Source organism: Rhizobium sp. SVR5-9E (assembly GCF_056755095.1).
This window is the reverse complement of record NZ_JBNDHS010000037.1, coordinates 42,001-55,771: the sequence shown is the minus strand read 5'-3', so window position 1 is coordinate 55,771 and position 13,771 is coordinate 42,001. Positions and strand designations below refer to the sequence as shown.

General features: G+C 61.5%; 14 protein-coding genes. 10 read left to right on the top strand and 4 right to left on the bottom strand.

Annotated elements, in window-relative coordinates; translation table 11 throughout:
- Nucleotides 1-740 (top strand): GMC family oxidoreductase (locus ACPYOJ_RS17765; RefSeq protein ID WP_481417422.1); only part of this gene is annotated, 740 nt, incomplete at its 5' end.
- Nucleotides 741-1,304: 564 nt separating this feature from the next.
- Here ACPYOJ_RS17765 and ACPYOJ_RS17760 read toward each other — a convergent pair.
- Entirely contained in the window at nucleotides 1,305-1,628 is a 324-nt protein-coding gene (locus tag ACPYOJ_RS17760) for a hypothetical protein (protein ID WP_481417421.1), read from the bottom strand.
- A 92-nt stretch (nucleotides 1,629-1,720) separates the two neighbouring features.
- Here ACPYOJ_RS17760 and ACPYOJ_RS17755 point away from each other — a divergent pair, with 92 nt between their 5' ends.
- Nucleotides 1,721-2,830: an NADH:flavin oxidoreductase/NADH oxidase gene (locus ACPYOJ_RS17755; protein WP_481417420.1), complete on the top strand. Its 1,110-nt coding sequence runs from the start codon at nucleotides 1,721-1,723 to the stop codon at nucleotides 2,828-2,830.
- Between the two features lie 69 nt (nucleotides 2,831-2,899).
- Here ACPYOJ_RS17755 and ACPYOJ_RS17750 read toward each other — a convergent pair whose 3' ends face one another.
- Complete coding sequence (locus ACPYOJ_RS17750; protein WP_481417419.1) at nucleotides 2,900-3,379, bottom strand: tetratricopeptide repeat protein; 480 nt, start codon at nucleotides 3,377-3,379, stop codon at nucleotides 2,900-2,902.
- A 21-nt stretch (nucleotides 3,380-3,400) separates the two neighbouring features.
- The gene (locus ACPYOJ_RS17745; RefSeq protein WP_481417418.1) at nucleotides 3,401-4,375 is read right to left on the bottom strand and encodes an MBL fold metallo-hydrolase; all 975 of its coding nucleotides are present in this window, start codon (nucleotides 4,373-4,375) and stop codon (nucleotides 3,401-3,403) included.
- Between the two features lie 284 nt (nucleotides 4,376-4,659).
- Between ACPYOJ_RS17745 and ACPYOJ_RS17740 the strand changes: the two genes are divergently transcribed.
- Nucleotides 4,660-5,412: a sigma-70 family RNA polymerase sigma factor gene (locus tag ACPYOJ_RS17740; RefSeq protein WP_481417417.1), complete on the top strand. Its 753-nt coding sequence runs from the start codon at nucleotides 4,660-4,662 to the stop codon at nucleotides 5,410-5,412.
- Nucleotides 5,409-6,227: an anti-sigma factor family protein gene (locus ACPYOJ_RS17735; RefSeq protein WP_481417416.1), complete on the top strand. Its 819-nt coding sequence runs from the start codon at nucleotides 5,409-5,411 to the stop codon at nucleotides 6,225-6,227. The genes ACPYOJ_RS17740 and ACPYOJ_RS17735 overlap by 4 nt, the downstream gene beginning before the upstream one ends.
- A 37-nt stretch (nucleotides 6,228-6,264) precedes the next feature.
- On the opposite strand, the gene ACPYOJ_RS17730 is transcribed toward ACPYOJ_RS17735, so the two are convergent.
- The gene (locus tag ACPYOJ_RS17730) at nucleotides 6,265-7,155 is read right to left on the bottom strand and encodes a helix-turn-helix domain-containing protein (RefSeq protein ID WP_481417415.1); all 891 of its coding nucleotides are present in this window, start codon (nucleotides 7,153-7,155) and stop codon (nucleotides 6,265-6,267) included.
- A gap of 117 nt (nucleotides 7,156-7,272) precedes the next feature.
- Between ACPYOJ_RS17730 and pobA the strand changes: the two genes are divergently transcribed.
- The 6 genes from pobA to ACPYOJ_RS17700 all read left to right on the top strand — a co-directional run bounded on the left by pobA (nucleotide 7,273) and on the right by ACPYOJ_RS17700 (nucleotide 13,263).
- Nucleotides 7,273-8,445 carry a 4-hydroxybenzoate 3-monooxygenase gene (gene pobA / locus ACPYOJ_RS17725; protein WP_481417414.1) on the top strand — a complete coding sequence of 391 codons (1,173 nt, stop codon included), beginning with the start codon at nucleotides 7,273-7,275 and terminating at the stop codon, nucleotides 8,443-8,445.
- 220 nt (nucleotides 8,446-8,665) lie between these two features.
- Nucleotides 8,666-9,838 (top strand): ABC transporter substrate-binding protein, encoded by a 1,173-nt coding sequence (locus tag ACPYOJ_RS17720; protein ID WP_481417413.1) that lies wholly within the window; start codon nucleotides 8,666-8,668, stop codon nucleotides 9,836-9,838.
- Between the two features lie 97 nt (nucleotides 9,839-9,935).
- Nucleotides 9,936-10,799 (top strand): branched-chain amino acid ABC transporter permease, encoded by an 864-nt coding sequence (locus ACPYOJ_RS17715; RefSeq protein WP_481417412.1) that lies wholly within the window; start codon nucleotides 9,936-9,938, stop codon nucleotides 10,797-10,799.
- Nucleotide 10,800: 1 nt separating this feature from the next.
- Nucleotides 10,801-11,805, top strand: coding sequence for a branched-chain amino acid ABC transporter permease (locus ACPYOJ_RS17710; protein WP_481417411.1), 1,005 nt, complete (start codon nucleotides 10,801-10,803; stop codon nucleotides 11,803-11,805).
- Entirely contained in the window at nucleotides 11,802-12,566 is a 765-nt protein-coding gene (locus tag ACPYOJ_RS17705) for an ABC transporter ATP-binding protein (protein ID WP_481417410.1), read from the top strand. Before ACPYOJ_RS17710 ends, ACPYOJ_RS17705 begins: the two co-directional genes overlap by 4 nt.
- Entirely contained in the window at nucleotides 12,547-13,263 is a 717-nt protein-coding gene (locus tag ACPYOJ_RS17700; protein WP_481417409.1) for an ABC transporter ATP-binding protein, read from the top strand. Before ACPYOJ_RS17705 ends, ACPYOJ_RS17700 begins: the two co-directional genes overlap by 20 nt.
- Nucleotides 13,264-13,771: the final 508 nt, after the last annotated feature.

Below are 13,771 nucleotides of genomic sequence, written 5' to 3'. Positions count from 1 at the left end.
CCTATGACGGCGTCGCCAAGCTGCACCGCACGCTCTGGGCAGGGCTACAATATGTGCTCTTCCGCTCGGGGCCCGTGGCATCCTCGCTGTTTGAGACCGGCGGCTTCTGGTATGCGGATCCGAATGCGCGTTCGCCCGATATCCAGTTCCATCTCGGCCTCGGCTCCGGCATCGAGGCGGGCGTTGCCAGACTGAAGAACGCTGGGGTGACGTTGAACTCCGCCTATCTGCATCCCCGCTCGCGCGGCACCGTTCGCCTCTCCTCCGCCGATCCGGCAGCGGGGCCGCTGATCGATCCGAATTACTGGAGCGACCCGCATGACCGGGCAATGTCGCTCGAAGGCCTGAAGATCGCGCGCGAGATCATGCAGCAAGCGGCGTTGAAACCCTATGTGCTGGAAGAAAGGCTTCCGGGAACCGGCGTCGTCACCGACGAGCAGCTTTTCGACTATGGCTGCGCCAATGCCAAGACAGACCACCATCCGGTCGGGACCTGCAAGATGGGCACGGATGGCGCGGCGGTTGTCGGGCTCGACCTGAAGGTGAGGGGACTGGAAGGGCTGCGTGTGTGCGACAGCTCCGTGATGCCGCGTGTTCCTTCATGTAATACCAACGGACCGACGATCATGGTCGGCGAAAAAGGAGCGGATATCATCCGCGGGCGTGAGCCCTTGCCACGCGCCATCTTCTCGTGGGAGCGCAACGATACGCGGCCAAGAGCAAGGGCGGAGGTTCAGTAAAGCGTCAGGCGCGAATGAAGAGCGCCCCGACAAGGCCGAAAATGACGATCGATTGCAGGATGAACATCGGCCACTGATCGGACATGCTTTTCTCCACGGGCTTCGGTTCTTGAAATTATACGCTACCGCCGGAGCCGGAAACATTGCAGGCGGATGCCGTCGCAGTAGCGATGCTGACATTAATCATCCTTCTACTGTGGAATTTCTCCTTTTTTGTGGTGGGGAGGAGAAGGGCAGATGGTATACTGACCTTGCGAATCGGGCTGCTCTCGGATCCGAGGTCTCGCTTCGTAGCATTGTATGGAACCTTTTATGCACTTGGTAGTTTCAGAGTGTACAGGAGGACTACTATGACAAATGATTTCAATCGACCCGGCCCCGATCTGCGTACGACGCCGACCACCGAGCGTCGTTCGCCATGGACAATGTGGATCGGTATTGCGGTTGTCGTTCTGATCATCGCCCTGGCAGCGATCTACTGGCCTCGCAGAAGCGAAACGCCAGCCACGCCGCCCGCCGGCGAAACGACCACAACCACACCGCCGGCCACGTCGACTGCGCCCGCTACTCCGCCAACAAGCGAGTCAGCGCCAGCAACTCCGCCAGCGGCAACTCCGCCGGCCGCGGAGCCAGCGCCAGCAACGCCACCGGCGACCCCAGCAACGCCACCGGCGAACCCGCCAGCGCAGCAGTAATGAAACGCCCGCCATCCAAGGCGGGCTTTTCTTTCCTGAAATGAATGCCGCTCCGTTCTCGAAAGGGAACGGGGTGCGTTCGCGACGGTGATTGCCGCTTTCCTTCCTCTCCAATCACATCTGATTGCCGGCCAGGGATCGCCTTCTCATCGAATGATCCGGTGCTTGCGCTACGGTCGATATCGCCGCTCACAGCATCGTGTCGTTGCTCCTTTGCGCGGTCGGGCGTAGAAGCGCAGCTTGCTGTCGAACGACGGTTGGAATCGAAATGTTTGGAGAAATCAGGTGAGCGGAACGAAACTTTTTTCGCCTTTCGAAATCGGCGGGCTGACCCTCAAGAACCGCATCGTCATTGCTCCCATGTGCCAGTATTCGGCCGAAGACGGCAAGATGACCGACTGGCATCTCATGCATCTCGGCAACCTGGCCGCATCCGGCGCTGGCATTCTGACGATCGAGGCCACGGCCGTGACGCCGGAAGGCAGGATATCCTACGGCGATGTCGGGCTCTATTCGGACGAGTGCGAGCTTGCCATGGGACGCGTGCTGGATTCCGTACGCCGCTGGTCCGATATGCCGATCGCGATACAGCTCGGCCACGCGGGGCGAAAAGCCTCGAGCGAGGTTCCATGGAAGGGCGGCGGCCAAATTCCTCCCGGCAAACCCGGCGGATGGAAGACGGTTGCTCCAAGCGACCTTCCGTTCCAGCCGTCATACGATCGCCCGGAGGCGCTGGATCGCGACGGGCTGGAGCGAGTCAGGTCCGCTTTCGCGGCTGCCGCCAGACGGGCTGCGGCGCTGGACTTGAACGCGGTTCAGGTCCATGGCGCACACGGATATCTTCTTCATCAGTTTCTATCGCCGTTGTCCAACAAGCGAACCGACCAATACGGAGGCTCGCTGGAAAACCGGATGCGCTTCCCCTTGGAAGTGTTTGATGCCGTGCGGGACGCTTTTCCCGCCGGCCGCCCTGTCACCATGAGAGTGTCTGCGACGGATTGGGTCGACGGCGGATGGGATGTTTCGGAGACCATCGAATTCGCGAAGGCGCTCGAAGCGCGCGGGTGCAGTGCGGTTCACGTTTCAAGCGGAGGCCTTTCGGCCGACCAGCAGATTGCGATCGGCCCGAGCTACCAGGTACCGTTCGCCAGACAGGTGAAGGCGGCAGTGCGGATGCCCGTGATCGCCGTCGGATTGATCACCGAGTTCGAACAGGCCGAGGCGATCGTCAGTACCGGCGACGCGGATCTGATCGCTCTTGCGCGGGCGATCCTTTATGATCCCAGGTGGCCCTGGCATGCGGCTGCGCATTTCAACGAGACCGTTGCGGCGCCAGATCAATATTTGCGATCCCAGCCACGGCAGTACAAGACGCTCTTCGACCATCGGGGCTGAGTGCCCCCGTTGCTGACTGCGGCCCTCGGGGGCGAGAGCAGACGGCGCACCGCCTGCTCTCGCTGATCGTCAGTTGCTCGCCTTTTGCATCGCGACCTTCTCGGCGATTGCCTTGGCCAGATCGTCGCGCTCCTCGCAGCCGTTCGGGCAGAGCTTCGTCAGCCGTTCGAGCTGTTCGTTGGCCTTGGCCATATCGCCGGTTTCGACATAGAGCTCGCCCAGATACTCGCGGGCGGCCTTGTGGTCGGGCTCGAGCTCCAGCGCCTTGGTGTAATAGGTGAGCGATGTCCTGTAGTCGCCTGTTTTGCGCAGGGCAAAGCCAAGCAGGTTGTAAACATCGGCCTGCTGGGTATCCTCCGCAAGGCCGCGAAGCTCTGTGAGCGCACCCTGATAATCCCCGGCAGCGATCTTGGCGCGCACCGACGTCAAATCCGGTGCCGTCGTCGATTCGATGTTGTCGACGGCAAAGGCCGGGACGGCCTTGACCGCCGAAACCGCGGCGACGGCCGCCAGCAGGATGATCGCTCCAGCCAGAATATGCCTCTTCATGGTCTTTTCTCCTTCGGTCTCTTAAGCTTGGATGGTAGGGGTAAAGCCGTAGGCGTTGCCGTCCTTGACGAAGGTGCCGGACCCCGGGAACGGAAAATGCGAGCCGCAGATCGCGATCTTGTCGGCGATCACGCGGTCGACGAGCTTGCGGCGCGTGTCGATCGCCATCGGTCCGTCCTGATCGTAGGCCCCCTGCCATTCCGGATGCGGAGCGAGCAGCGCCGGCACGTACATGATGTCGGCGGATACCATCAGCTGTTCACTTCCGTCATCGACCAGATAGACGGAGTGACCGGGCGTATGCCCCGGCGCGGCGACGATATGGACGCCGGGCGCCACCTCGGCGCCGTCCTCGACAAGCCTCCAGTTCTTCCATTTCGGAAATACCTCGGCGATGCGCTTGCCTGCCGGCTTTCTGCCTTCCGCGAGCTTTTCGACACGGCCCGGCTCCGTCCACCAATTATATTCCGCCGCGTTGACGATCAACTCGGCATCCGGAAAGACGGCCGCATTGGTGCCTTTCTCCATCAACCCCCAGACATGATCCGGATGGAAATGCGAGATCGCGATCGTGTTGATCTTCGTGTAGTCGATACCGGCCGCCATCATGTTGGCGGGCAGATGCGTGGCGTTCGCCTGCCACTGGCCGACGCCCGATCCGGCGTCCATCATGATCAGCCGATCGCCGATCTTCAGGACGACGACGGTGAGCGGAATCGGCATGAACTCGGTCGGAAGTCCGGCTTTGGCGAGGGCCTCCTTGGTGTCTTCGATCGATGCGTTCTTGATGAAGGCCGGGTCGTGCGGCTTGCGCCAGATGCCGTCATAGACGGCGGTGACCTCGACCGATCCGACCCTGTATCTGTAGAAGCCGACCTCTGGTTCGTCAGGCCTATCGGCAAAGGCCGGCGAAACGAATTCCAGTTTCGAAGCAAAACCGAAAGCCGCCCCTGCGGCAGCGGTGCTGAGAACGGTACGGCGCGTCATGGTGAACATCGCAAGTCTCCTCTCGTTGCGTGAACTGCGTCAGCGGAAGCCCCGGAACGGGTGCCGCTGTTCGAACAAGATCGGCGACCCTCAACCGTTATTCCCGAGATATCGGGCAATCTGCATAAGCCGATGAAACGGATGGGAGATTTTTTCAACGGCATAGGAACCGCGGCTGCCGGCCCTCAAAAAAGCGGTATCTGGACGGAATAAAATAACAGGCCGAGTGATCTAGCCTGCAGAAGATATGCCTATGCGTGCGTCGAGCGAACGGAGCGGTGGAGTCCGGGAAGATGATGACAGAGGCTGAGATCAATCCGTTCTCCTTCGAGCGCCGGCCTTTCGCATGGAGCCACCATCGGCCGATTGCGCTTGCCATCCGGGCAGCGGCTTTGCTCGTCGAGGCTGTGTCCGCTGCCGTTACGATGTCAGTGGAGACGGAGCGATCGTCGCGGGATGCGAAAGCGGCGGCGCATATGCCGGCTGCATCGACCGAGACGATGCAGCGGTTCCGGGGAACCATCCTCCCGCATCTTGACGACGCCTATAATTTTGCCCGTTTTCTCAGCCGCGACGCCGATGCGGCGGGCGATATCGTTCAGGAAGCCTTCCTGCGCGCTTATCGCGGCTTCGAGGGGTATCGGGGCGGTGATCCGCGCGCCTGGACGTTCGCGATCGTAAGGAACTGCTATCGCGCCTGGTTGCTTGATGGCCGGCAGAAGGCACGTTTCGAAGTGCCGATGGCGGAGGATGCGTATGCCCACGAGGCCGATTCCGCGACATACCAGGTCCCATCGGATGACGACACGCCGGAAATGTCGATCATTCGCAGAAGCGAGGCGGAACGTGTGCGGCAGGTGATCGGCGCTCTTTCCGATCCCATGCGCGAGGTGCTGGTGCTGCGGGAGCTCGAAGGCCTTTCCTATCGGCAGATAGCGGAAATCATCGACGCGCCCATCGGCACTGTCATGTCCAGGCTTGCACGGGCCCGCGACGAATTCGGCAATGCCTGGCTGGCCTTGGAAAAGGGCGAGGCGAAGCGATGAGCGGCGAGCAACAGAACGGCTGCCCCGAATGGGGTGTCATGCTCAACGGCTTCGTCGATGGGGAGCTAGATGCCGTTCATGCCGCGCAGTTCGAGGCGCATCTCGCGGGTTGCGCGTCCTGCGGGGCGGAGCTGGAAAGGGTTGCGGCGATGCGGAGGGTCGTAGGCCAGCCCGGCGTCAAGTGGAGCATGCCCGAAGAGGTGCGCGCGCGGGTGCTCGGCGGCATATCACTGGAACATGCCGTGACGGGCAGCGGGTGGAACCCAGCCGCGGCAGATGGAGGCATCTGGGCGCGCGCACTGCGCATTATCCGGCAATGGAGCCTCGTGCCGTCGCTGGCAGCACTGGCGGCGAGTGTTTTTCTGTTCATCAATGCACCGCATCGAGATGCTGCCATCGAGGATCAGATTATCGCCAGCCATGTCCGCTCCCTGCTTGCCGATCACCTGGCGGACGTGCAGACCTCGGACCGGCATACGGTCAAGCCCTGGTTCAACGGCAAGATCGATTTTTCGCCGCCGGTTGTCGATCTGGCAGGGCAGGGCTTTCCCCTGATTGGAGGCAGGGTCGACTACGTCGACGGAAAGGTCGTCGCGGCGCTCATCTACCGGGCCCGCGGCCACGTGATCAATCTCTTCATATGGCCGGATGCGCCGGCGACGCAGGGCCGCGTCGCGCGCGACGGTTACAATATGAGCGAATGGTCGAGCGATGGTCTGGTCTTCTGGGCGATATCCGATATCAGTGCGGAAGACCTTGCCGTGTTCCGCGACAGCTTCAGGGCACAGGCCAGCCCCGGGGAAGTGCTTCCCTAATGCCGCTTATTGGCGGAAGATGTGCGCGTAATCGAGATCAACCTCTATCAAGCCTGCTCTTTTCCATTCTGCGCCAGGCCCGCGGCGTTTCGCCTGTATGCTTGAAGAAAAAGCGCGAGAAGTATGCAGGATCTGCAAAACCGAGCCGATAGCTGATCTCCTGCACGGATCCGAGCGTAAAGACGAGTTCCCGTTTCGCTTCATCGATGAGTTTGCCGGCAATCAGCTCGCTTGCGGTGTTTCCGGTCACCGACCGCACGATGCGGTTGAGATGCGTCGGCGAGACGCCAAGCTCCTTGGCGTAGAAGGAGGCCGGCTTATGGGAACGGAAGTGCTGCAGGATCATGCCGTTCAGAAGCTCGATGCGGCGTTCGTTTTCGTCTGTTGAAAGGTGGTTTGGGTTTCCTTCGTGCGAGATTCTTGCCGTGAGCCGCAGAGCCATGGAAACATAGGAATCGAGCAGCTCGTGCCGGCCGCTGCGGCGGTCCTCATACTCCTTGCCGAGACGCTCGAGCGTCTGCATCACATAGGCGGCATCGGCACTTCCTGGATCGAGCGGCGTGAGATGCGGTGCGGCGAGCCATTCGCCAAGACGGCTTCGATGACTGTGCAGATGGCTGAGCTGAGAACTCACGATCGTGATCACCAGGCCGTCGATATCGCGCGAGAAGCGGAAACCGTGATTGAGCCTCGGAGGAACAGTCACGACCGCAGGCGGGCGAATGGCATGGCTGACTTCGCCAAAAATCGCATCGCCCGATCCGGCCTCTATGTACAATATCTGAAAGAAACTCTCATGGCGATGAAGCCGGATTTCCCAGTGGTGGAGACTGCTGCGAGAGGGAATCGTTTCGCAATGCAGCCAAAAATACGGCTCCTTGCCGGTGTTTTCGCCGTAAAGCTCATAGGTCGGAACATGTCTCGCCATTGGTCTCCTCCGCCACGAATGTTCGATTAGTGCAGTTTTTCGGCTGGAATGTCCATTGTTGCCTCCAGCGCTAACGGGCAGAGTTTGTCAAAACGCGGGGTTGCAGGGAGGAAACGGTTGCGGACCCAGATCGCCATCATTGGCTCGGGACCTTCGGGTCTGCTGCTCGGTCAGCTTCTGACGGAAGCCGGCATCGACAACGTCATTCTTGATCGGGTGGGCAAAGACTACATTCTCGGCCGCGTGCGGGCTGGCGTGCTGGAAGAGGGCACGGTCGGCCTGCTGGACGAAGCGAAGGCCGGTGCACGCCTGCATGCCGAAGGCCTGCCGCATGATGGCTTCTCACTGGCCTTCGACGGGCGGGACCATCGCATCGACCTTCATGGCCTCTCCGGCGGCAAGCGCGTCACGGTCTATGGTCAGACGGAAGTGACCCGCGACCTGATGGAGCGGCGCGAAATCAGCGGTGCCCCGACGGTCTACGAGGCCGCCAATGTCCAGCCGCACGATTTTGACGGGCATTCTCCTTATGTGTCTTATGAAAAAGACGGCATAACGCATCGGATCGACTGCGATTTCATCGCAGGCTGCGATGGCTTCCATGGCGTTTCCCGCAAGGCTGTACCGCAGAAATCGATCCGCACTTTCGAAAAGGTCTATCCCTTCGGGTGGCTCGGCATCCTTGCCGACGTGCCTCCCGTCAATCACGAGCTGATCTACGCCAACCACCCGCGGGGCTTTGCGCTTTGCTCCATGCGTTCGGCGAGCCGCAGCCGCTATTACATCCAGTGCTCCCTCGACGAGAAGATCGAGGACTGGAGCGACGAGCTCTTTTGGGACGAGCTGCGGCGGCGCCTGCCTGTCCACCATGCCGAGGCGCTGTTTACCGGACCTTCCTTCGAGAAGTCGATCGCTCCGCTCCGTTCGTTCGTCGCTGAGCCCATGCGCTTCGGCCGGCTCTTCCTGGTGGGCGATGCCGCCCATATCGTGCCGCCGACCGGCGCCAAGGGGCTCAATCTCGCGGCAAGCGACGTACACTATCTCTTTTCGGGCCTTGTCGAACACTACCAGGACCATTCCAACACCGGCATCGACGCCTATTCGGCGCGTGCGCTCGCCCGTGTCTGGAAGGCTGTCCGCTTCTCCTGGTGGATGACGACCATGATGCACCGCTTTCCCGATACGAGCGATTTCGACCAGAAGATCCAAGAGGCCGAACTCGATTATCTCGTCCATTCCCGCGCTGCCTCGACGGCGTTGGCGGAAAACTACGTGGGGCTGGCCTATTGATGATGTCCCGCCTTCCGCCGATCGAGATCGTCTGCTGCCGACCGCGAGGAAACGGGAGACCGTTTCCGCTCGGCCCGGCACTTCCGATGCACCTGAAATCATCACCGCAAAATTATGAATTCAGGGGCTTATTTCATTTTACATTACCGTTTTGAATGACAGACTGAAACCAAGCACGGCTGGCTCCACGCCAGCCGGTCAAGTATCCAGGGGAGGAACCATGAAGAAGCTTGTTCTCGCCGCCGTTGCGGCAATTGTCATGAGCAGCGCAGCTTACGCCGACACGATCAAGGTGGGCGTCATCGGACCGTTTTCGGGTCCGTTCGCGCTGCAGGGCAAGAATTTCAAAGCCGGCATCGACGCCTACATGGCGATGAACGGCAACAAGGTCGGCGATGACACCGTCGAGATCATCTATCGCGATGTGCCGCAGGCCGATCCGGCCCAGTCGAAAGCGCAGGCGCAGGATCTCATCGTCAAAGAGAAGGTGCAGTATCTCGCCGGCTTTTATTTTACGCCGGATGCCATGGCCGTCACCCCGATCCTGAAGCAGGGCAACGTGCCGATGGTGATCATGAACGCCGCCACCTCGGCGATCGTGACGAAGAGCCCGCTCGTCGTGCGCACCTCCTTCACCACCTGGCAGACCTCCACGCCGATCGCCAAGGTCGCGTTCGACAGTGGCGTGAAAAAGGTGATCTCGGTGGTCAGCGACTACGGCCCGGGCGTCGATGCCGAAAACGCCTTCAAGGCGGGCTTCGAAAAGGCCGGCGGGCAGGTGGTCGAGGCGATCCGCATGCCGCTCACCACCAACGACTTCAGCCCGATCATGCAGCGTATCAAGGATTCCGGCGCGCAGGGAGTCTTCGCCTTCCTGCCCTCCGGCCCGACGACGCTCGGCTTCGTCAAGGCCTATAACGAAAACGGCCTCAAGGACGCCGGCATCAAGTTCTTCGCCCCGGGCGACCTGACGCAGGAATCCGATCTGCCGGCGCTCGGCGATGCGGCGCTCGGCATCCAGACGACCTTCCACTATGCCGTCTCGCACGACTCGCCGGAGAACAAGGCTTTCGTCGAGGCCGCAGCCAAGGCGATCGGCGACAAGGCCGAGCTTTCCTTCCCGGCCGTCAGCGCCTATGACGGCATGTATGTCATCTACAAGATGATCGAGGCGACCGGCGGCAAGCAGGACGCGCAGAAGGCTGTCGATGCCGTGAAGGGGCTTTCCTGGACGAGCCCACGCGGTCCGGTTTCGATCGATCCGGAAAGCCGCCACATCACGCAGAACATCTACCTGCGCGAGGTCGCCAAGGCCGCTGACGGGACCTACATCAACAAGGAAGTCCAGACCTTCGAAAAGCAGGGCGATCCGGGCCTTGCGGCCGCGAAGTAATATCTGGCCCCTCGAAACTGCGACGGACCCGGCGGGATCTATTCCCGCCGGAACCGCATGGGCAGGCGAGGTCGCCGCGTAACACCGGGATATTTCCATGCAGACAGTCTTCAGCATAGCCGTCGACGCGCTTGCCTATGGCATGGTGCTGTTCGTCATATCCATCGGCCTCTCGGTTACCATGGGCCTGATGCGTGTCGTCAACCTTGCTCACGGCGCTTTTGCGATGATCGGCGGCTATGTCGCCTCCTATGTCGCCCGTGACCTTGGACTTGGCTACGCTGCGGCAGTGGTTGCGGCGGTCGCTGCGACCATCGTCATCGCCATCCCCATCGAACGCTTTCTCTATCGCCGGATCTACGGCGCGCCTGAGCTCACCCAGGTGCTGATGACGATCGGCATCACCTTCTGCATCATCGGCATTGCGAATTACCTCATGGGGCCGACGCTGAAGACAATTCCGCTTGCGGCGGCCCTGCAGGGATCAGCCGATATCGGTTTCCGCACGATCCCCGTTCACCGCCTCTTTGCGATCGTCTGCGGGCTTGCCGTGGCGCTGGCGCTGTGGTTCACGATCGACCGGACGAGCTTCGGTGTGAAGCTGCGGGCTTCGGTGGACAATGCCCCCATGGCGGCTGCGCTCGGCGTGCGCACGGAAATCATCTATGCCGTCAGCTTCGCTGTCGCTGTCGGCCTTGCCGCCTTCGGTGGCGTCGTCGGCGCCGAGTTGCTGCCGATCGAGCCCTACTACGCCCTGCGATACATGGTGACGTTCCTTGTCGTGGTCTCCGTCGGCGGGGCCGGATCCATCCCAGGCGCCCTGATTGCCTGCCTGCTTCTGGGCGCGATCGATACGACCGGGCGCTATCTCATGCCGGAATTCGGCGAGTTCTTCTTCTATCTTGCCGTGATCGGGATCATCTGCATCTTCCCGCGCGGCCTCGGCGGACGGGTGCGGTGACATGACGCTTGCGATGAACGACAAGGCTGTCCTCATTCAGCGCCGCCGCCGGGCGCTCAGCCGCGATCTTGCCGGCATTGCCGCGATCGCCGTCGCAGCGGCGATCGGCTATATCCTCTTTCCCGACAATCTGGCGCTTCTCACCCGGATCATCGCGATGGCCCTCCTGGTGCTGTCCCTCGACCTCGTGACCGGCTATTGCGGCATCGCAACCCTTGGCCATGCCGCCCTGTTCGGTTCCGGCGCCTATGCCGCCGGCATTCTCTCGGCGCATTACGGGATCAACGATCCGCTGGCGATGACGCTTGCCGGTCTGGCCGGCGGTGCGGCCGCGGGCCTTCTGTGCGGCGCCATCATCCTTCGCGCGCACGGGCTGCCGCAGCTCGTCCTGTCGATCTCGCTGATCTACCTTTTCCATGAATTCGCCAACAAGGCTTCCTCGTGGACGGGTGGCAGCGACGGGCTTTCCGGCATCTCGCCCGATCCTGTCTTCGGCACCTTCGAATTCGATCTCTACGGCCACACCGCCTATTTCTTCGGTGTTGCCCTGCTTCTGATTACCTTCGTGCTGCTGCGCATTCTCGTGCGCTCGCCCTTCGGCATGCTGTGCCGCGGGATCCGGGAAGATTCCTTGCGCATCCGTGCCATGGGGGCGTCGCCGACGGCGGCTCTCCTCAGGATGTATGTCATCTCGGGCGTGGTTGCGGGTGCCGGCGGTGCGCTGAACGCGATCTCGACGCAGGTCGTCGGCCTGGACAGCCTGTCCTTCACCCAGTCGGCCGAGGCGCTGGTGATGCTGGTGCTCGGCGGCACCGGCTCGCTCTTCGGCGCGCTGTCGGGAACGATCATCTTCATGCTCTTCGAGGATTACGTCTCCGCCGCCAATCCTTTCCACTGGCTGACGATGTTGGGGGCACTGCTGATTGCCGTCGTGCTCTTCGCGCCGAAGGGGATCTACGGAACGGCCGCCGCCTATATCGCCCGCGGCAAGGAGGCGCGCCCATGAACCCGGTTTTCGAAGTCTCCAACCTCAGGAAGGCCTTTGGCGGCCTTGCTGTCACCAACGATGTGTCGCTCGCGATGGCGCCCGGCGACCGCATCGCGCTGATCGGCCCGAACGGCGCCGGCAAGACCACCTTCGTCAACCTCGTCACCGGCAACCTGCCGCCGGATTCGGGCGAAGTCCGGTTAAGCGGGGAAACGGTCACGAAGGTCAATGCGATCGGTCGCGTCCGGCGGGGGCTTGTGCGCTCCTTTCAGGTGACCCGTCTCTTCCAGGATATGACGCCGGCGGAGCATGTGGCCCTTGCCGTTCTTCGCAGGGAAGGGCGCACTGGCCGGCTCTTCGGAAATTTCCTTGCCATGCCCGACGTGATGGCCGAGGTCGATGAGCTTCTCGACAAACTCGGCCTGGCGGCCCTGATGCACCGCAAGGTCGGCGAGATCGCCTACGGCCAGCAGAGGCTGCTGGAAATCGCGCTGGCGCTCGCCTTGAAGCCGAAGGTGCTTCTTCTCGACGAGCCCGCGGCCGGCGTGCCGCAAAGCGATACCGGCCGCATCGAGCAGGCGCTTGCCGACCTGCCCGCCGATCTTGCCGTGCTGATGATCGAGCACGACATGGACCTCGTCTTCCGTTTCGCAAAGCGCGTCATCGTTCTCGCGGCAGGCACCATCATCTTCGACGGATTGCCGGTCGACGTCACCAAGGATGCCCGCGTGCGCGAGGCCTATCTCGGGAGCTATGCCCATGCCAGCCCTGTCGCTTGAGGTCGAAAATCTCTCCGCTGGCTATGGCCCGACAAAAGTGCTCGAGGGCGTTTCCTTCTCTGCGCCCGCCGGCCAGCGCCTCGCCGTCCTCGGCCGCAACGGCATGGGCAAGACGACGCTGCTTGCGACGCTTGCAGGCCAGACGAAGCGCTATGACGGCCGCATCCGGCTTGGCGACGCGGATCTGACCATGGCCCCGAGCGCCACCCGTGCCCACCATGGGCTCGGCTATGTGCCGCAGGCGCGCTGCATATTTCCAACCCTGACGGTCGAGGAGAACCTGTTCGTCGGCCTCAAGGGCCGGCCGAAAAGCGCGCTCGAAGAAGCTTATGTCATGTTTCCGCGCCTGAAGGAGCGCCGCCGCAATCTCGGCAGCCAGCTTTCAGGCGGCGAGCAGCAAATGCTCTCCACCGCCCGCACGATCCTCGGCCGCCCGTCCGTGCTCTTGCTCGACGAGCCGCTCGAGGGCCTTGCTCCCGTTATCTGCGAAGAGCTGATGGGGGCCTTCGCCGAGCTCGCCAAGGCAGGCGACATGACCATTCTGCTCGTTGAGCAGCGCATCCAGAGCGCGCTGGACTTCGCCGATCACGTCATCATCCTCGAGCGCGGCAGGCTTGCCTGGGCGGGCACGCCATCGGAGCTGGCGAAGGATCACGATACGGTTGAACGCCTGCTCGGAGTCGGCGGATTGGAATAAGGCGCCAACAGAAAGCGGGTCGGAAGTTCACAACGTTTGGCAGCTTTTCGAAAACCTCAAAGAGCTCGGAAACTCTGTAGCACAGCGCCTCGAATTTCTCGGGTATTAGTCATGCGTGCCATCCCCGGGTCGAGCGGGTCTGGCTTTTGCGGGGGTAAGTACCTCTAAAAAATCATTTAGTGCGTCAGCGAACCGGCTTCCAGTAACAGAGATGGATCGAAACGGGTGAACTTTTGTGTCACTCTCAAGGATTGGAATTGCTCTTCCTGAAAGCGCCGCAACGGTGGCTGATATAGGTCTTCCCGTATTATCGAGCGGGGTTTTAAATTTGGCCATACGACAAGCGTCCAGTCTATTAACTCAACTTAGAAAAATACTTTGGAGTTCCTCAATGCTTGTATCTCTTGTAGCCGTGACTGCCGCTCATGCTTGTAGTCAAACTGGCTATCGATAGCTGCTATAAAACGGGAGCCAGAAAAATACCACTCAGGCGTGTCTCCGTTCATGC

What these genes read in the sequence shown, in the direction of transcription:
- ACPYOJ_RS17735 (WP_481417416.1), top strand. Translation starts at nt 5,409, where the DNA reads ATGAGCGGCGAGCAACAGAACGGCTGCCCCGAATGGGGTGTCATGCTC.
- ACPYOJ_RS17740 (WP_481417417.1), top strand. Translation starts at nt 4,660, where the DNA reads ATGATGACAGAGGCTGAGATCAATCCGTTCTCCTTCGAGCGCCGGCCT.
- ACPYOJ_RS17710 (WP_481417411.1), top strand. Translation starts at nt 10,801, where the DNA reads ATGACGCTTGCGATGAACGACAAGGCTGTCCTCATTCAGCGCCGCCGC.
- ACPYOJ_RS17750 (WP_481417419.1), bottom strand. Translation starts at nt 3,379, where the DNA reads ATGAAGAGGCATATTCTGGCTGGAGCGATCATCCTGCTGGCGGCCGTC.
- ACPYOJ_RS17715 (WP_481417412.1), top strand. Translation starts at nt 9,936, where the DNA reads ATGCAGACAGTCTTCAGCATAGCCGTCGACGCGCTTGCCTATGGCATG.
- ACPYOJ_RS17705 (WP_481417410.1), top strand. Translation starts at nt 11,802, where the DNA reads ATGAACCCGGTTTTCGAAGTCTCCAACCTCAGGAAGGCCTTTGGCGGC.
- ACPYOJ_RS17745 (WP_481417418.1), bottom strand. Translation starts at nt 4,375, where the DNA reads ATGTTCACCATGACGCGCCGTACCGTTCTCAGCACCGCTGCCGCAGGG.
- ACPYOJ_RS17720 (WP_481417413.1), top strand. Translation starts at nt 8,666, where the DNA reads ATGAAGAAGCTTGTTCTCGCCGCCGTTGCGGCAATTGTCATGAGCAGC.
- ACPYOJ_RS17700 (WP_481417409.1), top strand. Translation starts at nt 12,547, where the DNA reads ATGCCAGCCCTGTCGCTTGAGGTCGAAAATCTCTCCGCTGGCTATGGC.
- ACPYOJ_RS17730 (WP_481417415.1), bottom strand. Translation starts at nt 7,155, where the DNA reads ATGGCGAGACATGTTCCGACCTATGAGCTTTACGGCGAAAACACCGGC.